Below are 26,885 nucleotides of genomic sequence, written 5' to 3' on the forward strand. Positions count from 1 at the left end.
GCGAGCGTGGCAAGTACGTCGAATGTGCTGTATGAGGCCAAACGCTTTATTGAGCTGAATCCTGGCTTCAACACGAGTCAGGGAGCGGTGTTTCAAGCCCAGACAAAGGGCTGTCCGTAGGGAGGGATTTGCGTTATTCTTTTAAATCTAAAACGTTTTTTTTAAAGCATATTTATTAGCCCAAAATTTTTTTGATTGAAACTCTTCTTCGTGTATTTAAAAATTAGGAAAAAGTATTTTACACTTTTTCCTAATTGCAATTTAATGCTCAAGTCTAATCCTTTATTCTTCTGCGATGCATTTTTTAATTTATCCTAAAAAGAAAGACCGTTTGATAACTTTTTAGTATAAATTAAAATAAATGGAATAATTATGCATTTTATTTGCCGTAGTTATTGATATATATTGATTAGAAAACTTCGCTATTTATTTTAAAAGGTATATTTTTTACCTATTTGTTCGGGCACATTCAGAGTAGTTTTTTGATTACTAAGAATCCATTGACTAAGGCTTCAATGAAAGAATTAATTATAAACCATCTAAGTTGTATTAAGATTGAAGTTTTGCGGTTTATAGCCCCACAATTACCTTTTCTAATTAAACACTGAATACTGAAATCTATTTACTACTTACTAAAAATAGTTCTAGCAATAATCATTTGGTTATTGACAAAATGGCTTGTTTTTAGATGACGTAAATCGGTGGTTTACAGCCTATTTCTAGTAATAAATCAGATTGAATATAAGTTTGTTATGAAACACTTTTTATTGGGAATGTTTTTTTTTCTGCATGTCACCAGCCTGTGTGCACAAGTGAAAATCAATGAAGTGATGGCTTCCAATCAGAATACGGTCACCGACAATGCCGACGAATATTCCGATTGGATTGAGTTGTATAATCCAAGCGGTAGCCCCGTTGATTTGGCGGGTTATTACATGACGGACACGTATTCCAATTTAACCAAATTCCGTTTTACCACCACCCCTGGGCAAGTGGTCGTACCTGCCAACGGTTACCTAATCATATGGGCGAGTAGTACCGTAGCAAGAGGGGCCAATCACACGAGTTTTTCGCTGTCGGCCGATGGAGAGCGGGTAGCGCTGGTGGATGATGACGGCGTTACGATTGTAGATAGCCTTTCGTTTGGGCCTCAGCCGATGGATATTTCGTACGGTCGGTTGCCAAATGGAGGAGTTGGTCTCAAATATTTCAAACCTTCGTCGCCTGGAGCTGCCAATGTTGAGGCTAACAGTTACAATGAGTTGTTGGCTCCGCCTGCGTTTTCTCATTCAGGCGGATTTTATAACAGCTCGTTCATGCTTTCCATGAATCATGCCGACCCAAGCGTTAAAATCTATTATACCATCGACGGCTCGGTGCCCGATTCTACAAAACTGACGCCCCAAAGCTACGAATACCGCAATGAATTCAATGATTTGCCAGGTAATAGTTTGTATCAGACCTATCAGTCCTATCAATACACGAGCTCAATATCGGTGACAGATCCTTCTAGTTTGCCCAACAAAATCAGCATGATGGCGAGTACCCACAGTCAGGGATTGGAATATTTGCCAGCATCTCCCATCTATAAGGGTAAGATTGTCAGGGCAATAGCCGTAAAGTCTGGAGCATTGCCGAGTGAGATTACGTCGAGTTCGTTTTTCTTTTCGCCGACTGGCGCCAATAAATTTACGCTGCCCGTGGTGTCAATCATGTCGCAAGAAGATGGCTTGTTTGATTATTACAACGGGATTTATGTGCCGGGGATTGATTTTGATACTTGGCGGTTGGCCAACCCTACCCAAGGTCCTGATACCGATAATCCCGCCAACTACCGCCGAACGGGCGAAGCCGCCGAACGGGCGTCTCATTTTGAAATTATTGAGTCTGATACGGTGGTTTATAAACAAGATATTGGACTTCGAATCCACGGCGGTTGGTCGCGCGGGTATCGGTTTAAGTCATTGAGAATCTACGGCACGGATCAATATAAAACCATCGAAAACTCAATATTTCCTGATTTGCCTTATTCAGAGTACAAAACGTTTATCCTGCGAAATTCCGGAAACGATTATGCAGGAACGTTATTCAAAGATGCTTTCATCCACGGGTCGGTGGCACACCTGAAAATGGATATTCAGGCGTACAGACCTGCCATTCTGTTTTTGAACGGAGAATATTGGGGCATTCATAATTTACGCCAACGGCAGGACAAGCATTATTACGCCCAAAAATACGGAGTAGATGCCGATAATCTGGATGTGATAGGTACGGAGGTAGACGAAGGTGATACACAGCACTATGATGCCATGCTCAATTATATCAACGTAAACAATATCGCCAACGCAACGCATTACGACTATATCAAGACCCAAATGGATGTGGAGAGTTTTATAGATTATGAGATTGCGGAAATTTACTATAACAACTGGGATTGGGGCCCCAACAACATCAAACTTTGGCGTTTGAGAACTCCTTACAACCCCAACGCAGCCTATGGCCATGACGGACGGTGGCGGTGGAGCCTCTACGATACCGACCACGCCATGACGGAGCCTACCCAAAACCGACTTTCGATTGCTTCCACCATCGGGACCGTTGGCAGTCCGGGGTTTTTGTTGGGAAAGCTATTGTTGAACGAAACGTTTAAGTATGCATTCATCAATCGTTTTGCCGATTTGATGAATACGGCCTTCCTGCCCGCCCACCTTACACAACTCGTCAATGCCAAACGGGACGGTATCAGCGCCGAAATTCCTGCCCACCTCGACCGTTGGAAAACACTGGCTAGTAGCACCCAGTGGTTAACTAAAATCAACGACTGTATTAATTTTATTCAACAGCGCCCCAACAATCAACGCGGTCAGATTCAGGGGAAATTTGGTATCAGCGGCCAGTACGACCTGACGGTCAATGTATCTAATCCTGACCACGGGTATGTGAAAGTAAACACAATTGATATTTTACCAACGACGCCCGGTGTAAGTGCTACGCCTTACCCTTGGACGGGAAGGTATTACAACGGCATTCCCGTCCAACTGCGGGCTTATGGAAAAACAGGTTATAAATTTAAGCATTGGTCTTACAATTCAACAACCAGTACAGATTCTGTTTTGACTGTGACACCGGGTATTGTTTACACGGCTGTTTTTGAGGTTGTTCCGTTAGACCCTTGTGGATACCGTTTTACCGAATGGGCTTCTACATCTACTCCCGGCACCAGCCCAGCCAATATGAAATTTGTTTATATGGCAGATTCAGACCCTGGGGTAAGTTCATTGATTGCTGGCTACACGAGCGGGGCATTTAATTTGGGAGGCAGTACCAGAATTAATGGATTGGGTACAAGGGGTTTCTCTTTTATCAATACTGGAGGGGAGAACGTTGGCTATCCTGCCACTAAGTTGGGAGGGGCATTACTGATATTGAGTACAACAGGCAAAGATGAAGTGCGGGTCAGATGGACTGGCCGTACCGTTAAAATAAACCTCCGTCAGTATGCCATTCGGTTGCAATATCGTATAGGAGATCAGGGGAGTTTTACCGACGTATTAAATGACAACAATCAAGTAGTTGAATATATCAGGGGTAGTGCCGATGGTGATAGTACTGTATTTGACGTAACGCTGCCCAATGTTTTGGCCAACCAACCTTACATTCAATTGCTGTGGCGTTATTATCGGCAAAGCGGTACGAGTGGTGCGCGCGATGAATTGGGAATTGATGATATTTTTGTGGAAACCAAGCGAGTGCTAAGCGGACCTACGGCGGCGGGAGCAAGTTCCCTGCAAGAAGGAATGCTGGTATCGACGGCGAGCGTGGGGAGTACGTCGAATGTGCTTTACGAGGCCAAGCGCTTTATTGAGCTAAACCCGGGCTTCAACACGAGCCAAGGGGCGGTGTTTCGGGCCCAAATCAGCGGGTGTCCCTGACCTACATACATCCCGCAAGAAACGGATTGTTGGGGTGTCGACTTTGACGTTCTTTTGTTGAAACAAGAACCGATAAATGATGCAACCGATAATTCCATTTTCCAGCCTCAATTGGAGCGAAGCCATTGATTCACTGAATCAAAAAGGCTTCGCTCTTTTTTCTGACGTAGTGTCTACCGAAGTATGCCACACGTTCATCGAAATGTACGATACCCGCGAAGCCTATCGCAGCGTAATTGATATGAAACGGTATAATTTCGGCCTTGGGGAATATAAGTATTTTTCCTACCCACTGCCTGTCGTTATCGAGCAACTTCGCAGTGGGTTATATCCGTATTTAGCTTCCGTTGCCAACGATTGGATGCATAAGTTGGGCATTCCTGTACATTATCCCGAAACGCTCAGTGCCTTTTTGGAATTATGCCACCAAAAGGGGCAACATCGGCCCACTCCCTTGATTCTTAAATACAAGAAAGGAGATTTTAATACCCTGCATCAGGATTTATACGGAGAGGTGTATTTTCCTTTTCAAGCGGTTTTATTTCTTACTGACTCCGAAAAAGACTACAAAGGTGGCGAATTTGTCATGACCGAACAGCGCCCTCGGATGCAGTCCAAAGCAATTGTACTTCGCCCGACTCAGGGTCAAATGTTGGTTTTTACGACTAATTTTCGACCTGTTTTAGGTACAAAAGGGTACTACCGAACAGCCATGCGGCACGGTGTCAGTGAAGTCTTGGCGGGAAAACGCTACAATGTTGGTATCATTTTTCATGACGCAAAATGAGAAAGTACCTTGAGTTAGGCCCTACTACTTTTGGACGATTGAGAATGCTTTCAGTACTGATTGGTACTGGTGAAATCAGCCTTGGTGGTAATTGTCGCTTAAAAATTTATGGGCAACTTATCTGCGCGTCGGGCAAACGACTCTCACCTCAAAACCGCGTCTTTTTTAAGAGCGAGGAAGAGGCATTGCAGCATGGTTACCGGCCCTGTGGTTGTTGTATGTCGAAAGAATATCTGGATTGGAAAAAAAAACGAGACTTGCAGTTTTGAGAAACCGCAGGCACATCACTGCCGCAGTTTCTCAAAACTGAGCCTTATTGCTTTTGTCTACGTGTCCACTTATATCCCTCAAACCAAATTACTGACGCTAAGCCTACCAAAGCCGCGATTCCAACCTGGGAGAGAGTGAGCGGCGATAGCTTGAAAAAGGACGCAAAAACAGGGACGTATACAAGTGCCGCCAGCAATAAAATCGTGATGGCAATGACCCCTACCAAGAGGTTGTTTTTGTACCGAAAAGTGGTGAAAATAGATTCCTGAAACGAGCGGTTAACCAGCGTTAAAAATACATTGGCCATGACCAACGTCGCAAAAACCATGGTCCGGGTTAGGTTTTCGTCATAGCCCTCTGCGACCGAATAGCGGTATGAAAATAAAGTGCCCAGCGTAATAAATAAGCCCTGTACAATGCTGATAGATAACTCTTTGAGGTTTAAAAATGTATCCGTTAGCGCTCTGGGGGGCTGCTTCATGGCGTTTCTTTCTAAGGGCTCATTTTCGTAAACAATGGAGCAGGTCGGCCCCATGATGAGTTCTAGAAAAATTACGTGTACGGGCGTAAAAATGGACGGATAAACCCACCCCAAAATCAGCGGCAACGCTACCGTCAGAATGATGGGGATGTGAATGGAAATGATGTATTGAATGGCTTTTTTGAGATTGGTGTAAATTTTTCTCCCCATCGCAACGGCATCTACCATTTTACCGAAATCGTCATCCACCAAAATCAAGGAAGAGGCCTGTTTCGCAATTTCTGAGCCACGTTTTCCCATGGCGATTCCGATGTGGGCTGCCTTGAGGGCTGGGCCGTCGTTAACGCCGTCGCCCGTCATGCCCACGATTTGGTGTTGGTCTTTTAAGGTATTAATAATTTTAAGCTTGGCTTCGGGAAACATCCGTGTAAAGATGCTCACTTTGCTGATTTTGTCGGCCTGCTCTTCGGGACTTAGTTTAAGCAATTCGTCGCCCGTGATGGGAGGGAGCTTGCTCCTAAAATGTGCTTGTTTGGCAATTGAAGCGGTCGTGAGGGAATTGTCACCCGTGATGATTTTGACTTGGATGCCAGCGTCATAAAATTGCTTGAAAACTTTGGAAATGTTACGTTTGGGCGGGTCATAAAATCCTACCAATCCCAAAAATCGAAACTCAAAATCTTGTTGATTTTGGGGAAAATTATTGCCTTCAAAATCGGTTGTTCCTACGCCTAAAACCCGATAGCCTTCAGCGGCAAACTCGGCGACTTGTTGGAGAATGATGGCTTTTTGTTCTTCTGAAACGGAAGAATGTTGAATGATGGCCTCGGGTGCACCTTTGCAGGCAATGATGCGTTTTCCTGCTTCATTTTCAAAGAGATGCGTCATCATCGGCGGCTTGCCCGAGAGCGGATATTCATGAATAAATTTAAACAGAGGGCGCTCGTCGGTGGCAGTGATAGATGCGTATGCCTGATGCAGAGCCTTTTCCATAGGGTCAAAGGGGGCGGGTTCGCTGGCCCACATGGCAGTGGTGATGAGCTCTTGTGCGGCGGCCGAATCCCAATGGCCGCTTTGGGCTACTTGGTTGGTTTGCATCACATATATTTGATGCAATTCCATTTTGTTTTCGGTGATGGTGCCCGTTTTATCGGTGCATAATACCGTGGCCGAACCCAGTGCTTCCACGGTTTGGGTTTGTTTGACAATCACGCCCTGCTGCATCAATCGCCAAGCGCCCAAGGCCATAAATGAAGCAAATGCCACGGGGATTTCTTCGGGGAGGACCGACATGGCAATGGTCAGCCCTTTGAGCAAACTTTCTAAAATATCGCGCGATTGAAAATAATTAATCCCCCAAATTATCAGAAAAACCACCACGCCAACGGCGGCCATTTTTTTGACAAAATTTTCAATTTGTATTTGTAACGGTGTTTTCTCGGATTGGATTTCACTGAGCGATTGGCCGATTTGCCCCAATTTTGACTGCTTCCCCACGGCCGATACTTCAAAAACACACTGTCCAGATTGTACTAACGAACCCCGATAAACTTGACCGTTTTCGTCAGAATTAAGCTCCTTTTGAACGGCAAAGGCTTCGCCGGTAAGGAGTGATTCGTTGACGGAGAAATCGTTGATTTGTCGCAATTTTCCGTCGGCAGGAATGAGTTCTCCTTCTGAGGCTACGACGGTATCACCGATGACCAACTCATCGACGGGAATATCGACCAGTTGATTGTTCCGAATCACCGTCGCGGCCGACTGCGTGTAGGCTTTTAGGGCTTCGAGGGCTTTTTTGCTGCGGGAGTCTTGATAAAAAGAGATGGCTGAAACCAGTAAAATGGCCCCCAACATAAAAAAGCCTTCCGACAATTCTCCCAACGAAAAATAAATAACGGTACATGCGACCAAGAGCAGAAACATAGGCTCAGTAGCGGCTTCTTTGAGTGCTTGCCACCAAACATCGTTATCCCCTTTTTGGAGGGCATTGTTTCCGTTTTTGTCTAATGAGTCTTTGACTTCGGCATCCGAAAGGCCTTGAAATGGATATGGGTTGACTGCCATAATAAAAAAACCAGCCCTAATTTCTTTTGAGCTTGCAAGAGTTATTGATAAGTTTGCTAAATCTACAAAATAAACGTGGATAGCCCTGACTGATTTTCATCATCAAACTACTCAAAAACCCTTATGAAGCACCTTGCTCTCCTGTTTTTGTTGCCGTTATCGGTATTTGCCCAAAAATTTACGCCCGCCGAGATTGCCCGCTATCAGCAGCAGGCAAACCGCGTAACCATCATTCGCGACAATTGGGGCATTCCGCACATTTATGGCAAGTCGGATGCCGATGCCGTTTTTGGATTATTGTACGCCCAATGCGAGGATGATTTTAAACGCGTTGAATTGAATTATATTGAGAAATTGGGCCGAATGGCCGAGCTTAAAGGAGAGTCGGCTTTGTACAATGATTTGCAAATTAAGTTGTTGATTGATACCACGGAAGCGATTGCGGATTACAACAAAGCGGAGCCGTGGATGAAAAAACTGCTGAACGCCTATGCCGATGGCATCAACTACTATTTACTCAAAAATCCGCAGGTAAAGCCAGCATTGCTGACCAAATTTCAACCTTGGTATCAGCTATTGTGGACCGACGGCAGTATCGGGGCCATTAGCACGGCAGAGTTGACGGTGCCTGAATTGAAGAATTTTTATTCAGGAGAGGCCACCGCTGCTTTGGCCGAACCCAAAGACCCAGAGTACCAAACAGGCTCTAATGGCTTTGCATTTGCGCCTTCTAAAACGGCTTCAGGCAACGCCATTTTGTACATTAATCCCCACGTAACGTTTTATTTTCGCCCAGAAGTGCAAGTTGTGAGCGAGGAGGGGCTTCACGCATACGGGGCCGTAACTTGGGGTCAATTCTTTGTTTATCAGGGTTTTAATAAGTATTGTGGCTGGATGCACACTTCGTGTAACGTCGATGTGGCTGATATGTATGCCGAAAAGGTGACCAAAAAAGGCGATAAATTTTTCTACGAATATGACCAAAAACTTAAGCCTGTTACGGAAAAGAAAATTACCATTAAATACCTCGACGGTGATGTTCTGAAAAGCAAAACATTTACCACTTATTATACGCATCACGGCCCGATTATGGCCAAGCGCGATGGCAAATGGGTAAGTCTGCGGTCGTATAATCGCTCCATGACGAGCTTGATTCAGAGCTGGAAACGCACCAAAGCCAAAGGATTTGAAGACTATAAAAAAATTATGGACCTCAAAGCCAATACCTCAAACAGTACAGTTTTTGCGGATTATAAAGGAAATATTGCCTATTGGCACGGGAATTATGTGCCTATTCGTGATAAAAATCTAAACTGGTCGAAAGTAATGGATGGCACCACGTCTGCAACCGAATGGAAAGGATTGCATCCCGTAGAAGAGTCTGTTCATTTGTACAATCCCGTGAATGGCTGGCTGCAAAATTGCAACTCAACGCCTTTTACGGCAGCGGGTGCAAACAGCCCAAAGAAAGAAAATTTTCCGCCATACATGGCACCTGATGGCGAGAATTTCAGGGGGGTAAATGCCGTTCGGGTGTTGAGTCAAGGAAGTGGTTATACCCTCGACAAGGTGATTGCGTCGGGCTATGATACCTACCTTTCGGCATTTGAAGTGTTGGTGCCTGCGTTGGTTAGTTCGTTTGAAAAAAATGTAAAGCCAACCGATTCGCTGTATTCGCAGCTGAATGAGGCGGTTATGTTGTTGAAAAATTGGAATTATCATACGTCTGAGAATTCGGTAGCGACCACGGTGGCCATCGAATGGGCCCAAAAACTGACGCCGACCATTACCCGCCTTTACATCAATGAAGGCGAATCTGATCAAGTGACAATGACCAAACGTTTTGCCGCTGAAGCTACGCTTAGTCAATTGACGTCGCCGTTGGTATCGGCCTTGAATGACCTTAAAACCAAGTTTGGAAAATGGCAAATGCCTTGGGGCGAAATCAACCGTTTTCAGCGTTTGACGGGCGATGTGCAATCCAAATACGATGACAGTCAACCGAGTTATCCCGTCAAATACGCGTCGGCGTTGTGGGGGATGTTGCCGTCGTATAACAGCCGGCCGTACCCGGGCACCAACAAGCGCTACGGCGTGAGCGGCAACAGTTTTATTTGCGCCGTTGAATTTGGTCCACGTATCACCGCCAAGTCGCTGTTGGCGGGTGGCGAAAGCGGCGACCCTGCCTCTAAGCACTTTTTCGATCAAGGGTTGATGTATTCGCAGGGGAAATTCAAAGATGTTTTATTTTACAAAGAAGATGTTCTGAAAAACGCCGAACGGACGTACCACCCGGGGGACAAAAAGTAACGCAGAGAACCTCAGAGAAAAATGAGAACCGCAGAGAAATAATTCACTCTGTGGTTCTCTATGTAATTTATTGATATACAGACATATGGATGGTTTTAGCTCAAATTACTTGAAGGAATTAGTGACTTTTCAAATGCCTTTCGGCAAATACAAAGGGGTATTGCTGTGTGATTTGCCCGAACCCTACTTGGTATGGTTTCATAAAGAAGGCTTTCCCAACGGTAAGCTGGGGGCATTGTTGGCAACGATGTACGAAATTAAATTGAATGGATTAGAGTACCTGCTGAAACCGTTGAGGGAGAAAAAATAAAGGTTTTAGCAAGCCATTTTACTTTATAAACTAAACTTACGAATGAGAAAAATTGTAAAAGGATTGGGAGTTTTCGTGGGGTTGGTTGCATTGATTGGGTTAACGGCCTTTGCGTTCTTGAATGAAAAAAGACCAGTGGCACCACCAAGCGCCCAAGCCGATAGTTTAGCAAAAAAAATGCTACTAGCGGTCAACAAATCGGCTTGGGATAGTACCCATATCATCACTTGGAAATACGGCAATGGCCATACGTACGTCTGGGACAAAAACAACAACTTTGTTTTTGTCAATTGGGGTGACTATCGGGTTTTATTGAATCTCCAAACTTGGGATAAGGGGAGGGCATTCAAAGGAACTGAAGAAGTAAAAGGGCCAGATTTGGATGTGGTTCGTGGAAAAGCGTGGGCATATTTTTGCAACGATTCATTTTGGTTGATTGCTCCTTTTAAAGTGTTTGACGAAGGAACCACCCGCAGTTTGGTCCCCAATGAAGACGGTACCAACGATTTATTGGTCAGTTATGCCAGCGGCGGAGTTACACCCGGAGATGCTTACCTCTGGAAGCTCGATGCCAGCGGATTGCCTCTGTCCTACAAAATGTGGGTAAAAGTCCTTCCCGTCGGAGGGGTAATGGCTACGTGGGAAGGTTGGAGCAAACAGCCTTCGGGGGTTATGCTGCCCAGTTTTCATCAACTTGGACCGTTGAAACTGCCCATAAAAGACCTCAGGACTGGACATTCATTGACTGAAACAGGCGTGAGTGGCTCTATTTTTGACCCGATTCGGTAGTGATTTTTGAGAAAGAATCAACGGGGTTCTTTCTCGAAAGTTGCTCCCCTTATTTCCTTAACCAATTCATAGCCAAACAGCCCCGCTGGGGTTTGGTAGCCTGCCACGTTATTTAAATCCAATATTTTTTGGGTGATGAGCAACGAAGCCTCGGCGGTCAATTTGTAGCCTTCGGGAGTGACCAAACGTGCTTCAACGGTTTTACCTTCGGTATTTGTGGCCTTGCCCCAAATGAATGATTGCCCTTTTTGGGATTGATGCTCAGTCGGTCCGGTTATTTTTTTGTCGACGTAGTTTTGCAATTGTTTTTTTATAAAACGGCTGCGTAAAATAGGGTTGAACAAAAATTGTAGCTTCATCGACCAATATGCCAACTTGGGCACACCCACGTAGGTTTCGATGTTGGGAATACCCGTGGTGTGATATGCCGTAGAGACATCTCCCCATGGAATGGTCATGGCGAAGTGTTTAAACTTTCCGAAATCAATTATTTTGCCTTTGTCACCCATCGGTTTGGGCACAATGACCCCGTTTTCTCGGGCCGCGCCCGTATTGCCGAGGTTTTCGAGCATGGTGGTCATGGTGCCGTGCGAGACACTACCGCCGACGTTGGTAAACCCCAATTCTAAGTGTGTGGCGTCAGGGAGTTTGGTGTGGAGCAACTTGGCCATGCAATCCGTCGGAACGACGTCAAAGCCTACACCGGGCATCAAAACAATCTTACTTGCGAGGGCTTTTTGATGGTATGATTTTACCAATTCAAACACTTCTATTTCTCCCGTAATGTCCAAATAGTGCGTTTGGGTGGTCAAACAGGCTTCTACTAAGGGTTGGGCGGTTCGGGTAAAGGGACCAGCGCAATTCAAAACCAACGGAAATTTTTTAAGCTGTTTGACGATATTTGCTTGATTATTCAGGTCAAAAATTAGGTATTCAAGCCCGTATTTTTCAGCAAGGGATTTGATTTTGGCTTCGTTTCGTCCCCCAATGACGGGCTTTTTGCCTTGCTTTATCGCCAATTCGACAATGAGTGTGCCCGTAAATCCGCTTGCGCCGTAGATAAGAAATGACATGATGATTGAGGTTTAGAGGGTAAAGGTAACAGCTAATAGGTAGAGACCGGATGGAGAGAGAAAATAAAGCTATTTGAAGCGGGTAATCTTGAAAATAACGTAGTTTAGCAACAAAAATGGCGATTTGTCGGTTTAACTGTTTTACCTAAATCTTGGTCTCTATGTTAAAATTCGTTTGTTTTCTTCTCATTTTAAGTGGTTGTATTGCCTGTAATAACACCAATCAAAATAGCACAGCTAAGGAGAGACCCGTTGATAAAAAGGCCAAAGAAATAGTTGACAAATGCATTGAAGCCCACGGCGGCAAAAATTACGAAACCTTTGATGTGTCGTTTGACTTTCGAAAATTTAAGGTTCACTTAAAACAAACGGGCACTCAATTTATTTACGAGCGAACCACCACCGACTCCCTCAACAATGTGTATCATGATATTTTGACCAACGAAAGTTTTGTCAGAAAGAGGAATGATACAACTCAGGTGCTTTCCAAAAAAGACGAAGATAAATACCGTGAGGGCACCAATGCAATTGCTTATTTTGTGTTGCTTCCTTTCAAGCTCTCGGAGCCTGCCGTTATTCTGAAATACGTTGGTGAAATAAGCATTGACAATCAAAAATACCACAAAATCAGGGTCACCTTTGAGCAGGAAGGCGGCGGCAAAGACCACGAAGATGAGTTTTGTTATTGGATTAACCAATCCACTAATATGCTCGATTACCTTTCGTACGCCAACGGTGGCCCGCGCTTGCGTAAAGCCGTCAAGCGCGACACCATTGGCGGGATTGTGTTTCAGAATTATGAGAACTACGAAATTTTGGACAAAACCATCCCCACCACGGAGTACGATAAAGCCTTTTTGGAGGGAAAGTCTAAATTACTTTCCATGATTGAGCAGAGCAATTACGTAGCTAAGTGACGATTATTGGGCTACGATGGCGGTTGAATACCCCGCCGCTCGCCATCCATTGAGGCCTCCGTCTAGGTTGTACACTTTTTTGAACCCTTTTTCTAGCAATAATTGGCCCGCGCTGGCGCTGCGACCACCCGTAGCGCAATAGAGCAGAACTGGTTTATTTTTGTCGAGTTTGGCAATCTGTTTCTCAAAATCAGGGCCGTTGTAATCCATGTGGATGGCCTGCGGAATAACACCACCTACGAGTTCTGGACCAGTGCGGACATCTACTACCACCTCGTCGGGGAGGGTGTCTATGAGGCTTTGAAAGGTTTTTGCGTCAATAGTTTGTGCTTTTTGGCCCGGTGAGCAAGCCCCAAGCCCTAAGATGAATCCGAGAAAAAATAGACTGTTTTTCATTGAACTTTTATTATTTGGTGACGAACGTCAGCTTCCATGCGCCTCTCAATTCCCCCATGGCGTAGCCGGTTGCTTTGTCAAAACGGTATTTTCGTTGAATTGTTTTCAGCGTGGCGGCTTCAATGTCTTGTTTGGGTTTGCCGTGGCATTGGAGGCAGGTAGGCATTCCGATTTTGATGGGTTTGTAATAAACGTATCCCTTTGAAACCTGCACGAGCGTATCTTTCAGGGAATTGGCGGCAAAAAGATCCAGTATTTTTTTGTCAAACAGCGAGGCGGCATTGTCAAGATTTCGGTTTTTGGCCGAAATTCGCTGAATCTCCACCCGATGTTTCTGAGAAAGCGCCTTGGTCAGTGGCACGGCATTCTCGTTGCAATAATCTACCGCATAGGCCGCGCCGCCTTTTTCAATCGCTCCCAATAAGTTGGAAATGAGACTTTGCTGAGCTTGTAAGCTGAGCGAGTCGCCGAGTTTTTGATAATTGACTGATTGTTGGGGTGGTGTTTCGGCGGTATAAAACGCCGTAAAAAAAACGGATGCTGCCGCTATTATGGTAAGTTGTAATTTCATTGCATTCGTTATCTAAATATTGGGGCGAAGATACGATTTTCAGCAATGAATTTCTGTGATGAATGTTACGCAAAAAAGAAAAGCCTGTACATTTGCTTGGACCTGGCTTTTTAGTGTAATTGGGTGGAGTTTAGCGTTCTATTATATAAATATTCTGTACTTCGGCATCGGTAAGGGCATGGTTATAGATGCGGATATCAACGGCGGGAAAAATGTACTTTTATGTGTCTCATATTTTTACTCCTGAATAATTATCTTATTGCTGATACCTCAAAACCGCCCCCAATATTTTAAAATCGCCATATAGTGGTGGTGGTACTACTCGGAATAGTATGGTGGAAAATGTCGCCCAAAGCTACTGATTTTGAAGGAGCCTCTCTGTCCATCGCCAAACGGGAAGGGACCAGCATCCCCTCGATGATATTGTTGCGGTATGAATTGCCCGACCAAGTACTTGATTCAGCCTTTGTGGAAGTGGTGGGAAATATCGGCATGGTGCACCGCGTGCGTCTCACCGCGCAGACGGGCTACGTACCCGCCACCTTTATGAGTTCAGGAATTAAAAGTGCTTTTTTTCGGAATGGGGAACCTTGAAAATAATCCTCCATGCACACCAATTACGGGTTTTTTACAACGAAAAACCACTGTTAAGTCTTCCTTACAAAGGCCGTATTGATAGAATTAAACACATCAGTTGTAAGTTTATGGGTTCAGGAAAAGTAGATTGGGTAAGACTTACGAATTCTTATACGGGTAAGGTTGCTTATTTTGAGGATTTTAGCTCCAAAAACGGTTAATAGAACGGTACGTTTGGTCTTTTAATTTTAATACTGTTTCGTGATTCATTGCCTTCGCTCTTCATTTTCCATATTTCAACACAATGCCCAGTTGACCCGCATGGTAAGCGGTGTGTGATACAATGCGTCCGAGAGCTTCAGCCTTGGTCTTGCTACCAAATTCTTTGGTAGTGACGGTGCTTTGCCAGTCGGCGTCGGTTTGGGCCAAAATGGCTTTTTCTAAGCACGCAAAAGCCTCCTGCTGGTAGGCCAATAGTTCGGCTAAATTCGTCCATTCGCCCGTGTCTCGTTGGGCAATAACCGTTTTGGCCGATACTTTTAAGTCTGTTTGTCCAAATACATTTTTACTAAAAAGCAGCTCGACATCCGCCACGTGCCGTATCAGAAAACCCGCGCTGTTGGGACTATCTCCGAGTTTTTTTGTGAGGTCGCTTTCCTTAATATTCTTCAACTGATTGGAAAAACGAGTACGGGCTTCGGCCCATAGAGGAAGTAATAATTGTGCATTGGTGTCCATAGGTCAATTTTTTTACGGCACTATTTCGATTTGTTTTTCTGGAAAGCGATTTTGTAAAGTACCCAGCCAAAACCTGCGACTAAGTGTAACATGACGATGAAAAAAATAAAAGCGGCCATTGGTAGCGATTGATTTCGTATCCCGTAAATCTGCAACTTAATCAGCAGATAAACGGTGACTTTGGTCACATAAAATTCATTTTATGGCTTTATTTTGAATGACTTACACGTTTTCGAACACCCACTTTATCTCGGTCGCAATTTGCCGACAGCGCGCGTCGTAGGTGGTGGCTTCTTCGGGCGTATTGTCGGAGACTTTGGGGTCAACGTACATAATGGGCAGTCGTCGCTCGGCTCCAGGAATAAACGGACAATTAGCTTCGGCGTGGTCGCAGGTCATGATTGCTGCAAAACCTTGGGCTGGGTTGGGGACTTGGTCATAGACTTTGGAAAAAGCAACGACGGGTGCCATCGAAGCATTAAAACTGATTTCGTAAACAGGGTTTTCTGATTCGGTGGTCTTTGTCACTTTCAATCCTGTTCGCTCAAACGCCGCAATCGTGCGGGGATTGCAGGCGGTAGCTTCCGTGCCTCCCGAAAAAGAATGAACATTCTGAATTCCAAAATAGGCCGCTGCCACCTGCGCCCACACTTGCCCAAAGTGACTGCGACGGGAATTGTGCGTGCAGATAAACGTCAGATTGATAGGTTGTTGTGACTTGTTTTTTGCTTTTATATAATCTACCAATGGTCGTAAAATGGCTTGGCGCTCGGCAGAAACGTCGTTGAGGTTGAGGTTTTCAAAATAGGTTTTTACAGCAGCAATCATGGTTGAAATTTATGGGTTTGTTTGAGGGCGTAATTCACGAACAATATCAAAACGGGTACTTCAATCAACGGGCCAACAACGGCGGCAAAAGCAGCCCCCGAATTGATTCCAAAAACGGCAATGGCGACGGCTATGCCCAACTCGAAGTTGTTGCCAGCGGCCGTAAAGGCCAACGAAGTGGATTTGGCGTAATTGGCCCCCGCTCGTTTGGAAAGATAAAAAGCTGATAAAAACATGATACCAAAATACAGCGTGAGCGGAATGGCAATGCGGACCACGTCGAGCGGAATCTGTATAATCAACTGCCCTTTCAAGCTAAACATCACCACAATGGTGAGCAGGAGCGAAATCAGTGTAATTGGGCTGATTTTTGGCAGATAGACTTCTTCAAACCATTGCCGACTTTTTAGTGCCGTTAGTCCATAACGCGAAATAATGCCCAGCAAAAACGGGATGCCCAGATAGACGAAAACACTTTGGGCAATCTGACCGATGGTAATATCCACTTCGTAGCCCGTCAGGCCAAAAAGTGGAGGCAAGACGGTGATAAAAACCCAAGCGTAAACCGAGTAAAAGAGCACCTGGAAGATACTGTTAAACGCTACCAAGCCCGCCGCGTAGAGGCGGTCACCGTTGGCGAGGTCGTTCCACACGATGACCATCGCAATGCAGCGGGCAATACCAATCATAATTAGGCCAGTCATGTATTCGGGCTTGTCGGGCAGGAAAATAACCGCCAAACCAAACATCAACAGCGGCCCAATAATCCAGTTTTGCACTAACGACAGCGCTAGAATTTTGGTATTTGAAAATACCTTTGGCAGTTCTTCAAAGCGGACTTTGGCCAGCGGGGGGTACATCATTAAAATGAGTCCAATCGCCAGCGGAACGTTGGTGGTGCCGACGCTAAAACTGTTGATGAAAGCTTCTGATTTAGGAAAAAAATAGCCGATGCCCACGCCGAGTAGCATGGCCGAGAAAATCCAAAGTGTGAGGTAATTATCTAAAAAGGAAAGTTTTTTTTGAGACATATTATTATTGTTTTAAAACTTAACAGGGGAATTGTGGTTTGACTATCGTCTGACCTGATTACCTGCTTAGCAACAAGATTGCGTCTGGCCTGAAGCATTTTTGGCTAGGTCGGCGAAAACCCCAAATTGCCTCACAAACTGGTTGAAGACCTCCCAATCAATGCAGTAGCAAGAGGTTTTGCCTTCGATACTGCCTTTGATAAGCCCGATGGATTTTAATTCCTTCAAGTGTTGAGACACCGTGGCCTGCGCCAACGGTAAGCCTTCCACGATTTCGCCGCAAATGCAGCTTTTTTGTTGGGCTAATATTTTCAGAATCGCGATGCGTGCTGGATGGGCAATGGCTTTGGCAAAATCAGCTAAGGCGATTTCGTCAGCTAGAAAATCCATTTTTCGGTTAGTAGCCATCGGATATTTTATTGTATATCGCAAATATACGATAAGTAATAAAAAAGTCAATTTTTAGAGGCAAAGCGAAGAGGCATTTTATTTATTATAATAGTGTTGCGCCGTTTGATAACTTGGGGTAGAATGATAAAGTACATTCAGAGAAATTTTACAAATTTGTGATATTCTAAACCTTATCATTCTAAATCATTTTAATTTACCCTTCTTATGAAAATGCTTCTTCTCTTTTTTAAAAGGCAACTCTTTTGCCAAATATTTTTGTTGTTTTTTTTACAAGTTTCATGGGCGCAAAACGTGACCATTTTGCCGAACGGCATCAATCCAGCTCCCGTGGGAACCATCCCACGCCTCAGTTACGAAGCCATTTTGGCCCTACCATCCCCACAATTGGGAGACTTGGCCGTTGACCTTACTTTCAGAGTGATGCGCATGTACAACGGGCTCGAATGGGCGATATTCAAAACCTCAGTGAGTCAGGATTTGACCGATTATACGGCAATGAGCCTGGGAGGATTGTTTCCTGCCGATGTTGCAACCGACAACGCGGGCAACATATACACCACGGGGCGTTTTGAGGGCACCGTCACCGTGGGGGGACTGAGCCTGACCTCGGTGGGGGGAACCGATATTTTTGTCGCTAAATTCAACAGATTTGGTACAGTACAGTGGCTGCGACGGGGTGGTGGGTCAAATTTCGTGGAAGAAGAAGGGAAAAGTATTGCCATAGATGGCAGTGGCAATGTGTACGTGACGGGTTATTTTTCAACTACCGCTAATTTTAATACTCCTTCGTCAACGGGTACAAATGAACTCGTATCGGCAGGGTCTACCGACATTTTTGTGGCCAAATACAATACTTCGGGGGCATTGCAGTGGTTGCGGCGCGGAGGTGGAACTTCGGGAGAGTTTGGAAAAGGAATTGCGGTAGATGGAAGTGGTAACGTGTATGTGACGGGTTATTTTTCAACTACCGTTAATTTCAATACCCCATCAGCTACGGGAAGCAACGAACTGGTCTCTGCGGGAAACACTGATGTTTTTGTGGCCAAATATAATACTTCAGGGGTAGTACAATGGTTGCGCCGTGGAGGAGGGACTGGCTCCGATGAAGGGAATGGGATAGGGGTAGATGTAAGTGGTAACGTGTATGTAGTGGGTTTTTTTAATAGTAAGGCTAGTTTTAATGTGCCCTCAGTCGCGGGGAGTTTTGACCTTGTCTCAGACGGTGAGCGCGATATTTTCGTGGTAAAGTTTAGCACTTTAGGCACGCCCGAATGGGTACAGAGAGGAGGTGGAACGGATTTTGATGAAGGTAAAGATATTGCGGTAGATTCCAATGGCGATTTTTATATCACGGGTTATTTTGTCAATACTGCCAATTTCAATACCCCCTCGGCTTCGGGGAGCAATGAGCTTATTTCGGCGGGGAGTGGTGATATTTTTGTCCTTAAATACAATACTTTCGGGGGGCTGTTGTGGCGGCGAAGAGGCGGAGGAACAGGCAATGATTTTGGGGAGGCGATTGTAGGGCGAAGCGGTGGCAATATTTTTGTAACAGGAGCTTATAATGGGGTCGCTAATTTCAATACTCCCTCGGCTTCGGGTAGCAATGAGCTCCAACCCTTTGGGCTATTTGACCTTTTTGTGGCAGAATACTTCAGTACGGGCGTGTTGCTGGGACTACAGCGTGGTGGAGGACAGACTGATGATGTAGGTAAAGGTATTGCGATTGGGGCTTTTGGTGCCTTGCACGTAGTAGGAAGTTATGAAAGTTTTGTCCAATTTGGCTTAACGCAGCTACCGAGGAACACTAGCGGCAGCAGTTATTCAGGGTTTATTACATTTATGAAACAGTAGCTAAAACTTCTCACTTAGAGTGCTTCTGCTTCATTGATAAAAAACAAAGTCGGGCCAAATGACCCGACTTTGTCTGCTTCTAAACCCTAACCTATGATAAAATAATGATTGTTTTCGATGGCTGTATGTGTCTCACATTGACGATACAAAATTGTCTCATTTACCGAAAATCTAAAAAAGGATTCCTGTGAACTGTCAAATTTGCGTATTGGAGTGCACAAATGGCTCAGCGAATCGTTGCGCTATAACCAGTGGCTTCTTACAGCTTTACTAAGCGGATTAGCTGTTTGTTTCTACCACTTCTACGTCGGTGCGGAGCAGGATGCCCGTGGCCAGCGCCGCGAGGATGGTTCGGGTTTCAGCGTCCAACGAAGGGTCAATCCAAACCGTGCCGTTGTTGAGGGTAGATACAGCCCCAACTACTTTGCCATTCAGAACAAATTCGTGCCCGTAAACGGCCATTTTTTTGAGCCATTCGGGTTGATTTTCTAGTCCGCGAACGGCTTTGATTTCAATGGTTTGAGCGTAGTTTCGGGCGTAGCCCGCTGATTCTTTCTGCCTCAGGAAATCACCGTTGGGATTGTACAACACAAAATCCCAGGTGTCTTCTTGGGCGGTTAGGAGGGTACCCGCAAAATAATTTTCGTATTGAAGCGGGATGCTGAAAAAGTCTTGTACCAGACTCAAATCGTTGCTTTTGAAGCGACTGACGCACGATACCCTGACCGCGCGGCCTTCGGGACTGAATTGAGTAAAACTGAGTTTTTCCTGCGCGCCCTGAAACCGGAGAATAAAGGGTACATCGTAGCTTCGGGTCCAGCCGCGCCTGACTTTATCGGTGCGGTAATCGCCGTACCGAATTACCTGCCCTATCTGGAATCCCTGACGGCCTTTGACGGGCATTGCGGTGGCGTTTAGTTCGGGGTTAAAAGCTACTTGAGCGCTTTTGCAGCTTGACAAAAGCACCCCGCCAAGCAGGAAGACGAATGCGTAGTTTTTTAGGGATAAAGAAAATGTTTTAGATTCATTGAATTTCATGGTGTTGCTGTTTTGGTTCAAATACGCCGTAAAATTCGCGGCAATCACTGGTTGAAAAATGACTTTTTTCTTGAATTGAGAAAGATTCAGGTTGAATTGTGGGTTTTTGCCCACGAAACCCCTAGCAAGGCATAAAAAAACCTGCTTCGGTCAAGAGCAGGTTGTATAAAGATAATAGAGGCTAGAATCTCTTATTTCACTGAACAAGTATTCAAGCCAAAAATAGTATAGAGTGGACAAAAACTCATCACACTTGTCACGGCAAAAACGGCGGCTACCACCAGTGCGATGATGCCGAGTGTGCCCGTAAGGGTTCCCGTAAAATACAGCGCAACGGCGATAGCGGCTACAATAAGACGAATAATGCGGTCGGTGCCGCCCATGTTAGGTTTCATGTTCGTAAGATGTTTTTAGTGTTTAATGCCTTCAATCAAAAAATACAAACCCACCAACAGCGCCGCGCAAAGCAGGCATACAACGATTAGTTTTGGGGCGTTTGATTTCATGGGGTAAAGGTCGGACTAAAAACCTCTTCGAGTCAGTGATATATGTCACAAAAGCGCTTGAAAATCAAGATTTTGGGATGATTTTCATCATCTCCTGACGGAGATTGTCAGGAAAGATGTTGAATTGGGGTGGAAGCATAATTTATTGAGCTTGCGTAGCCAATTGATTCACAATCTGTTCCAACTGTTTTTTCTGGACTACGCCCGATTGCCGCCACACAATTTTCCCTTTCTGAAAAAGAATCAATGTTGGCACACCCTGAATGCGGTAAGTTTGGGATGCCGCAGGGTTTTTATCAACGTCGATTTTAATGACGCGCACGCGGTCTCCCATTTGGGAAGCGAAATCTTTTAAAATCGGCGACATCATTTTGCACGGGCCGCACCATTCGGCAAAAAAATCAACCAAAACGGGCGTTTCACTCTGAATTATTTCATTAAATGTCTGTTTCTTTTCCATGATCTGTTGTTGATTAAAGATAAAAAATACGCCAGTACTACTTCTCGGCGTCGTTGCGGCGCGGCATAAATTTACTAAGTTGTAAATCTTGCAACATTCCACCGCCAAAATACCCCATCAGTGCGCCGTAAGGCACCATCGTTTGCCACTGAGATTTAAGCGGACAAGTTCCCGTCAGGCAACCGATTTCTTTCCAGTACCAATACCCGCCAATGGCCCCTGCTACCGCGCCCAGCCAGCCCCACGGAATATTACTTAACTTCTTCATAATGTGTTTCTTCAATGGTTTTTGAGGTGCTTTGACGGGTGTTTGGCGTGGCGCAACCACCTGAGCCGCAGCAACCTACATTCATAATGGCCTGCAACGCAAACAATCCTCCCAGTAATCCCAAAAGTGGTTGATGGTCAACAAAGGCGGAATAGATGAGCCACAAGCCCATTCCCATCCGCAAAATTCGCATAAAATCCCAATTCTTAAGTACCGCCGTCATAATCGGTTATTATTTCATGAATTAACAATTTAGCTACTTACAAAGTGCCCTAGTAGGGCCAGCTCATCATCCCGCCCGATAGGTTGTAAACGTGCTCAAAGCCCGAGTTTCCCATCATTTTACAGGCTTGACCACTGCGATTTCCACTGCGACAATACACAAAATAGGTTTTGCTTTTGTCTAATTTGGCAATTTTTTGTTGAAAATCGGCGCCCATTAAATCAATATTGATGGCACCCTTAATGGCACCCGAGCGCATTTCGGCTGCGGTACGCACATCTAATACTACGGCATTGGGAGTTTCGTCAATCAATTGTTTAAAGCTCGAAGCGTTAACGTTTTCGTAATTTTTTTTGGTTTTAAGAAAGTCAAACATGGTCTTTGTCGGTTTTGATTTTAATTTGATACGACAAAGTTCCGAACTATCAGAGGCTAGTACAGTGATATTTGTTACACACTACGAAATATGAGGTAATTCCACCAAAAATTTACTGCCGTGCTGGAGCTGGCTCTCCACATGAATTTTACCTTTGTGCAGTTCGACAATCCTTTTACACACCGACAGACCCACGCCAAAGCCTGAAATAGTTAGGGCATTTTTTGAGCGATAAAAAGGCTCAAAAATGGCGGTAAGGTCTTCTGCTGGAATGCCGATGCCTTCGTCTTGGACGCTGACGAGCGTGTGTGTTTCGTTAAAGTTAATAATCACAATTGCTTGATGGTTAGCGGAATACTTGCAGGCGTTGCTTATTAGGTTGGTAAAGACAGTTTTGAGAAGAGGTTCGTCTCCGAGGACCGTAATGTGCTTTTCATTTTCGGGTTCCTTTGCGTATTCTACGCTGATGCGATACTCTGGTTTGCTCAAAAGCAAATCATCTTGCGCCTGAAACACCACATCGTCGATGCGGACTTCGGCCGCGCTGTTGATGGAAGATTTTAGTGGTCGGACAATCTGTAAAAGGCTATTGCTCAGAGCAATGAGTCGGTTTATGTCTTTTTGTATATTTTCTAAGATTCCTCGGTGCTGGGCTACGCTGAGTTTTTCGTCCAAGCTTATTTCTACTTCCGATTTAAGGGCGGCAAGGGGTGTTCGGAGTTCATGGGAGGCGTGCGAAACAAAGCTTTTTTGCAGTTCGAACGACTGTTCCAAACGATACATCATTTTATTGAACGCCGCCGCAAGCTGGCCGATTTCGTCTTTTCCGTGGCGCTCATCCAAACGTTCTCGCAAGTTGTTGGCCGTGATGGTGCTGATTTGACTAATGAACTGATTGACGGGGCCTAGCGCGTTTCCTGCAAAAAAAATTCCCAGTAAAACCGTAATCAGAATGCCAATGACCAAACCGCTGTAAAGTATATCGCGGAGATTGGCCATCTTGCTGTGGCCGAATTTGTCATAGGCCGAGGCTAAAATAATGTAATTTTGCCCGTTGAGTTCATACAAAAGCCCAACTACTTCGTTTTCTTCATCGCTTGTTTCGACGTATTTGTGTTTTCTGACGCGGTTCAATAAATCATTGCCGTAGTGAATGACGTGGTCGTCTAAGCTGCTGTAAAATAGTTTGTTTTGTTGATCAAATACTAGCACTTTCTCATCGACTAATGCCGTGAGGGTATTTTTATCAATGATTTTGAGCAAATCACGGTCTATTTCGTCCACCTTTATGAGCAATTGGGCGGTCGTTATGGCTTTGCTTTTCAGTCGGTCGTAGTATTCTTGCTCTCTGAATTCGGCAAATAATTGGTAAATGACAAACGAAAAGACGGCCAGCAAGCTTCCCACAATCAACGAAAACTGAATGGCAATTTTGGTTTGAATTTTCATGGGTATTCGCGCAGTATATAGCCCAAACTCGGGCGCGTGTGAATTAATTTGGGTTCAAAATCGCGGTCTATTTTCCGTCGTAAAATGTTGATATAGACTTCAATGACGTTGGTGCCTGTATCAAAATGAACGTCCCACACTTGGGCGGCAATGTCGTTTTTAGAAAGTACTTTTCCTTTGTTTTTGACCAAAAACACCAAAAATTCATACTCACGGGCAGTGAGATTGATTTCTTTTCCGGCGCGTTTGACGAGTTTACTATCTAAAAAAACCTCCAAATCGGCAATTCGAAGCACTTTTCCGACCGTTTCGACTTCCGGGCTGTTTCGGCGTAAGCCTACCAATACCCGGTGATAAAGCTCTCTGAAATCAAACGGCTTAACAATATAATCATCTGTGCCCGCCTCAAACCCTTCGATTTTGTCGTCTACCTCACTCATAGCTGTAAGCATCAGAATCGGGAGGGTGGGTTTTACATCACGCAGTCGCTTGCATACTTCGTAACCGCTCAATTCGGGAAGGTTAATGTCAAGAATCACCAAATCAAAGGCAACGGTTTGTGCCCGGCGTAAGCCCAGTTGACCGTTGTAGGCCACTTCAGTGTCAAAACCCTTGTTGGTCAATCCCCGCGTGAGCAGTTGCGCAATCCGTTGGTCATCTTCAATGATGAGGATTTTTTTGGGTTCGGTGTCAGTTTTCATGGTTTCTAAACTATACTTAGGCCAAATATAGTACATCCTAACGCCTTCGCTTACCAATTTAGTTTTTTTTAAGGTCGGCTTTATATCAGGTTAATGTTGCCGACACACCTTTGCAAAAAGTATTCTTAACTACTTATGCGAATTATCATTTTAATGGCCTTTCTGTTGCCGATTTGTGGGTTTGCCCAAGACTCGTTACGGATTTCACTCAGGCAGGCCGATAGCCTGTTTGTTGAAAAAAACCTCATTTTACTGGCGGAGCGGTATCGGATTGATGCGGCGCAGGCGTCGGTCATTCAGGCAAGATTATGGGATAATCCCACACTCTCTACCGAATGGAACCTCTACAATCCCAACCGGCAACGGGTGCTGGATGTGGGGCGTGGCGGACAAAAAATCATTTCTATTGAGCAGGTGATTCAGACGGCGGGCAAACGAAACAAGCAAGTGGCGCTTAGCCTCGAAAACGCCCGCATGACCGAATATGAATTTATGGATTTGCTGCGTATCCTCAAGTTTGAACTTCGTTCCAATTTTTTCGATATTTTCTTTTTACAAAATACCCTCAACCGTTATCAGCGGCAGATTGAGACTTTGGAGCGTACTGTGGTGGCGTTTGAAACGCAATACGAAAAAAACAACGTGTCGCTACGGGAGTTGCTCCGCCTCAAAGCGCTGCTTTTTCAGTTGAATAATGACAAAACCGAGATTCTGTTTCAACTAACAGAAAAACAAAAAGACCTTAAAACATTACTTAACACCGAGAAGTCGGTTACTCCTCTGGTAAACGAAACGGAGTTAAGTCGTTATCAGTTAGTAAATTATAACGTTTCGGTTCTCAATGAGTTAGCCCTGCAAAATAGGGGGGATGTGAAAGTGACGGAGTCGTTTGCCCGGCAGGCTGAGTTGAATTACCGGTTGCAAAAAGCTCTTGCAGTACCCAATGTACGTATCGGAGCAACCTACGACCAAGCGGGCAGCTTTGTCAATGATTATTCGGGCCTGACGCTTTCGGCTGATCTGCCTTTTTTTAACAAAAATCAAGGGAACATTAAAGTGGCTAAAGCCCTGATTGACTATCAAAAAGGCCTACAGAATCAGAAAGTAAACACGGTGACCAATGAAGTAGCGGCGGCTTTAGAGAAGGTACGCTACGTTGAAAACATGGTGCAAAGCGTCGATTCAAAATTTACCGACCAGTTTGAGTTGCTGAACAAAGGTGTGCTGGAAAACTTCCAAAAACGCAATTTGACGTTGCTCGAATTTATTGATTTGATTGAAACCTACAGCGAAAGTATCAAAGAATTGAACCGCCTGAAGGCGGATAGAGTGGGAGCGTATGAAGAGCTTAATTTCACGGTTGGACAAGAACTTTTTAAATAAAATGAATAATAAACAAACTTTCTTTTTGGTCATTGTATGCGCTGGAATATTGGCGGCTTGTCAAGAAAAAAAGCCTGTTGTTGAAGATAACAAGGCTTTTATGTTGTCGGACACCATGATGAAGCGCATCGAACTAGCAAGTGTTGTGACGGAGCCCGTGCGAAGTGAATTGACCCTCGTCGGTAAAGTTATTGCTGACGAAAACCGTGTCATTAAAGTGTTTCCGCTGGTGGGGGGCAATGTAGAAAAGGTAACGGTCGAACTGGGCGATTATGTTCGCAAAGGCCAAGTCTTAGCAACCATACGTTCGGGGGAAGTGGCTGATTTTGAGCGACAAATGATTCAGGCGCAGGCAGAAGTGCTGGTAGCTGAGAAAAACCTTAAAACAGCGGAAGAACTTTTTGAAAGTAAACTAAACTCCCAGCGAGAAGTAACTTCGGCCAAAAAAGAGGTAGAAAACGCACAAGCGGAACTCAACCGAATGAAAGAAGTTTTTCGTATTTATGGCTTAGGAAAAACCCAAAACTACATTGTCAAAGCACCGATTGATGGCTTTGTGCTCAGCAAAAACGTCAACCCTGGAATGCAGCTTCGGTCTGATAACAACGAGCAGATTTTTACGATTGGTCAAATCAGCGAGGTTTGGGTGATGGCCAACGTCAACGAGAGCGATATTCCGAAAGTGAAACTCGGAATGATGGCTGATATTAAGACCATTAGCTACGGCGAAGAGCTGTTTCGGGGAAGTGTGGACAAAATTTACAACGTGCTTGACCCCGAAAATAAGACTATGAAAGTACGGATTCGGCTCAATAACGCAGGCTATAAGCTCAAGCCCGAAATGCACGCTACTGTATCGCTCAAATTTGATGAAGGAGGCTCCATGACGGCTATCCCAGCGGGCGCCGTCATTTTTGACCGCAGTAAAAATTGGGTGATGGTTTTTAAAGGCCGCTCCAACATTGAAACGCGTGAAGTGAATGTCTATAAAATGCTGAATGATATTGCGTATATACAGCAGGGTTTGAAAAACAACGAGCGGGTGATTGCCAAAAATCAGCTGTTGGTGTATGATGCTTTAAATGATTAGTCGCCTGACTTTCTAACAAAGATGTTAATAAATACCCCTTTGGGGGCGCTTTA

28 protein-coding genes are annotated in these 26,885 nt (G+C 44.9%); 12 read left to right on the forward strand and 16 right to left on the reverse strand.

Translation table 11 applies throughout. The features are described from left to right. The first annotated feature begins 6 nt into the window (after positions 1–6). The 4 genes from GVN20_RS30130 (at position 7) to GVN20_RS16460 (ending at position 4,988) form a co-directional block, all read left to right on the forward strand. Positions 7–120: a 3-coathanger stack domain-containing protein gene (locus tag GVN20_RS30130; protein WP_409033841.1), complete on the forward strand. Its 114-nt coding sequence runs from the start codon at positions 7–9 to the stop codon at positions 118–120. A gap of 632 nt (positions 121–752) precedes the next feature. Then, positions 753–3,932: a CotH kinase family protein gene (locus tag GVN20_RS16450; protein WP_166559394.1), complete on the forward strand. Its 3,180-nt coding sequence runs from the start codon at positions 753–755 to the stop codon at positions 3,930–3,932. 76 nt (positions 3,933–4,008) lie between these two features. Further along, the gene (locus GVN20_RS16455) at positions 4,009–4,719 is read left to right on the forward strand and encodes a 2OG-Fe(II) oxygenase (protein ID WP_229599090.1); all 711 of its coding nucleotides are present in this window, start codon (positions 4,009–4,011) and stop codon (positions 4,717–4,719) included. Further along, positions 4,716–4,988, forward strand: a complete 273-nt coding sequence (locus GVN20_RS16460; protein WP_166559395.1) for an Ada metal-binding domain-containing protein — start codon at positions 4,716–4,718, stop codon at positions 4,986–4,988. Before GVN20_RS16455 ends, GVN20_RS16460 begins: the two co-directional genes overlap by 4 nt. A gap of 44 nt (positions 4,989–5,032) precedes the next feature. Here GVN20_RS16460 and GVN20_RS16465 read toward each other — a convergent pair whose 3' ends face one another. Continuing rightward, the gene (locus tag GVN20_RS16465) at positions 5,033–7,534 is read right to left on the reverse strand and encodes a cation-translocating P-type ATPase (protein ID WP_166559396.1); all 2,502 of its coding nucleotides are present in this window, start codon (positions 7,532–7,534) and stop codon (positions 5,033–5,035) included. A 123-nt stretch (positions 7,535–7,657) separates the two neighbouring features. Here GVN20_RS16465 and GVN20_RS16470 point away from each other — a divergent pair, with 123 nt between their 5' ends. The 3 genes from GVN20_RS16470 to GVN20_RS16480 all read left to right on the forward strand — a co-directional run bounded on the left by GVN20_RS16470 (position 7,658) and on the right by GVN20_RS16480 (position 10,943). Then, positions 7,658–9,844 carry a penicillin acylase family protein gene (locus GVN20_RS16470; protein ID WP_166559397.1) on the forward strand — a complete coding sequence of 729 codons (2,187 nt, stop codon included), beginning with the start codon at positions 7,658–7,660 and terminating at the stop codon, positions 9,842–9,844. Between the two features lie 85 nt (positions 9,845–9,929). Beyond that, a complete protein-coding gene (locus tag GVN20_RS16475; RefSeq protein ID WP_166559398.1) occupies positions 9,930–10,154 on the forward strand; it encodes a DUF3820 family protein in 225 nt (74 codons plus the stop codon). A 42-nt stretch (positions 10,155–10,196) separates the two neighbouring features. Beyond that, on the forward strand, positions 10,197–10,943 hold the full coding sequence (locus GVN20_RS16480) for a hypothetical protein (protein WP_166559399.1): 747 nt from the start codon (positions 10,197–10,199) through the stop codon (positions 10,941–10,943). A gap of 17 nt (positions 10,944–10,960) precedes the next feature. On the opposite strand, the gene GVN20_RS16485 is transcribed toward GVN20_RS16480, so the two are convergent. Further along, positions 10,961–12,016 carry a trans-acting enoyl reductase family protein gene (locus GVN20_RS16485; protein ID WP_206023289.1) on the reverse strand — a complete coding sequence of 352 codons (1,056 nt, stop codon included), beginning with the start codon at positions 12,014–12,016 and terminating at the stop codon, positions 10,961–10,963. 161 nt (positions 12,017–12,177) lie between these two features. Here GVN20_RS16485 and GVN20_RS16490 point away from each other — a divergent pair, with 161 nt between their 5' ends. Continuing rightward, on the forward strand, positions 12,178–12,933 hold the full coding sequence (locus GVN20_RS16490) for a DUF6503 family protein (protein WP_166559400.1): 756 nt from the start codon (positions 12,178–12,180) through the stop codon (positions 12,931–12,933). Positions 12,934–12,936: 3 nt separating this feature from the next. Here GVN20_RS16490 and GVN20_RS16495 read toward each other — a convergent pair whose 3' ends face one another. Continuing rightward, a complete protein-coding gene (locus tag GVN20_RS16495) occupies positions 12,937–13,329 on the reverse strand; it encodes a rhodanese-like domain-containing protein (protein ID WP_166559401.1) in 393 nt (130 codons plus the stop codon). Positions 13,330–13,339: 10 nt separating this feature from the next. Then, complete coding sequence (locus GVN20_RS16500) at positions 13,340–13,900, reverse strand: DUF3365 domain-containing protein (RefSeq protein WP_166559402.1); 561 nt, start codon at positions 13,898–13,900, stop codon at positions 13,340–13,342. A gap of 309 nt (positions 13,901–14,209) precedes the next feature. On the opposite strand from GVN20_RS16500, the gene GVN20_RS16505 reads away from it, so the two are divergent. Continuing rightward, positions 14,210–14,494, forward strand: a complete 285-nt coding sequence (locus GVN20_RS16505; RefSeq protein ID WP_166559403.1) for a hypothetical protein — start codon at positions 14,210–14,212, stop codon at positions 14,492–14,494. A gap of 264 nt (positions 14,495–14,758) precedes the next feature. On the opposite strand, the gene GVN20_RS16510 is transcribed toward GVN20_RS16505, so the two are convergent. From GVN20_RS16510 to GVN20_RS16525, 4 genes are all read right to left on the reverse strand, one after another. Beyond that, a complete protein-coding gene (locus GVN20_RS16510) occupies positions 14,759–15,214 on the reverse strand; it encodes a DinB family protein (protein ID WP_166559404.1) in 456 nt (151 codons plus the stop codon). Between the two features lie 222 nt (positions 15,215–15,436). After that, entirely contained in the window at positions 15,437–16,042 is a 606-nt protein-coding gene (locus tag GVN20_RS16515) for a protein-tyrosine-phosphatase (protein WP_166559405.1), read from the reverse strand. Further along, entirely contained in the window at positions 16,039–17,073 is a 1,035-nt protein-coding gene (arsB, locus tag GVN20_RS16520) for an ACR3 family arsenite efflux transporter (RefSeq protein WP_166559406.1), read from the reverse strand. The genes GVN20_RS16515 and arsB overlap by 4 nt, the downstream gene beginning before the upstream one ends. Before the next feature lie 66 nt (positions 17,074–17,139). Continuing rightward, a complete protein-coding gene (locus tag GVN20_RS16525; protein ID WP_166559407.1) occupies positions 17,140–17,481 on the reverse strand; it encodes a helix-turn-helix transcriptional regulator in 342 nt (113 codons plus the stop codon). A 294-nt stretch (positions 17,482–17,775) separates the two neighbouring features. Here GVN20_RS16525 and GVN20_RS16530 point away from each other — a divergent pair, with 294 nt between their 5' ends. Continuing rightward, entirely contained in the window at positions 17,776–19,338 is a 1,563-nt protein-coding gene (locus GVN20_RS16530; RefSeq protein WP_166559408.1) for an SBBP repeat-containing protein, read from the forward strand. A 279-nt stretch (positions 19,339–19,617) separates the two neighbouring features. Here the strand turns inward: GVN20_RS16530 and GVN20_RS16535 are convergent, their stop codons facing one another. The 8 genes from GVN20_RS16535 to GVN20_RS16570 form a co-directional block, all read right to left on the reverse strand. Then, complete coding sequence (locus GVN20_RS16535) at positions 19,618–20,376, reverse strand: hypothetical protein (protein ID WP_166559409.1); 759 nt, start codon at positions 20,374–20,376, stop codon at positions 19,618–19,620. 191 nt (positions 20,377–20,567) lie between these two features. Next, the gene (locus GVN20_RS16540; RefSeq protein WP_166559410.1) at positions 20,568–20,771 is read right to left on the reverse strand and encodes a DUF2892 domain-containing protein; all 204 of its coding nucleotides are present in this window, start codon (positions 20,769–20,771) and stop codon (positions 20,568–20,570) included. Between the two features lie 253 nt (positions 20,772–21,024). Continuing rightward, a complete protein-coding gene (trxA, locus tag GVN20_RS16545) occupies positions 21,025–21,342 on the reverse strand; it encodes a thioredoxin (RefSeq protein ID WP_229598164.1) in 318 nt (105 codons plus the stop codon). A 37-nt stretch (positions 21,343–21,379) separates the two neighbouring features. Beyond that, the gene (locus tag GVN20_RS16550) at positions 21,380–21,610 is read right to left on the reverse strand and encodes a hypothetical protein (RefSeq protein WP_166559411.1); all 231 of its coding nucleotides are present in this window, start codon (positions 21,608–21,610) and stop codon (positions 21,380–21,382) included. Further along, positions 21,594–21,833, reverse strand: a complete 240-nt coding sequence (locus GVN20_RS16555; RefSeq protein ID WP_166559412.1) for a hypothetical protein — start codon at positions 21,831–21,833, stop codon at positions 21,594–21,596. The genes GVN20_RS16550 and GVN20_RS16555 overlap by 17 nt, the downstream gene beginning before the upstream one ends. 49 nt (positions 21,834–21,882) lie before the next feature. Then, the gene (locus GVN20_RS16560) at positions 21,883–22,209 is read right to left on the reverse strand and encodes a rhodanese-like domain-containing protein (protein WP_166559413.1); all 327 of its coding nucleotides are present in this window, start codon (positions 22,207–22,209) and stop codon (positions 21,883–21,885) included. A gap of 81 nt (positions 22,210–22,290) precedes the next feature. Next, the gene (locus GVN20_RS16565; RefSeq protein ID WP_166559414.1) at positions 22,291–23,658 is read right to left on the reverse strand and encodes a cell wall metabolism sensor histidine kinase WalK; all 1,368 of its coding nucleotides are present in this window, start codon (positions 23,656–23,658) and stop codon (positions 22,291–22,293) included. Further along, positions 23,655–24,359, reverse strand: a complete 705-nt coding sequence (locus tag GVN20_RS16570; protein WP_166559415.1) for a response regulator transcription factor — start codon at positions 24,357–24,359, stop codon at positions 23,655–23,657. Before GVN20_RS16570 ends, GVN20_RS16565 begins: the two co-directional genes overlap by 4 nt. Positions 24,360–24,494: 135 nt before the next feature. On the opposite strand from GVN20_RS16570, the gene GVN20_RS16575 reads away from it, so the two are divergent. Together GVN20_RS16575 and GVN20_RS16580 are read left to right on the forward strand one after the other, a co-directional pair. Further along, the gene (locus GVN20_RS16575; protein ID WP_166559416.1) at positions 24,495–25,742 is read left to right on the forward strand and encodes a TolC family protein; all 1,248 of its coding nucleotides are present in this window, start codon (positions 24,495–24,497) and stop codon (positions 25,740–25,742) included. 1 nt (position 25,743) lies between these two features. Then, complete coding sequence (locus GVN20_RS16580; RefSeq protein WP_166559417.1) at positions 25,744–26,832, forward strand: efflux RND transporter periplasmic adaptor subunit; 1,089 nt, start codon at positions 25,744–25,746, stop codon at positions 26,830–26,832. The last annotated feature ends 53 nt before the right edge of the window (positions 26,833–26,885 follow it).

Source organism: Runella sp. CRIBMP, from assembly GCF_009905605.1.
Classification (GTDB): domain Bacteria; phylum Bacteroidota; class Bacteroidia; order Cytophagales; family Spirosomataceae; genus Runella.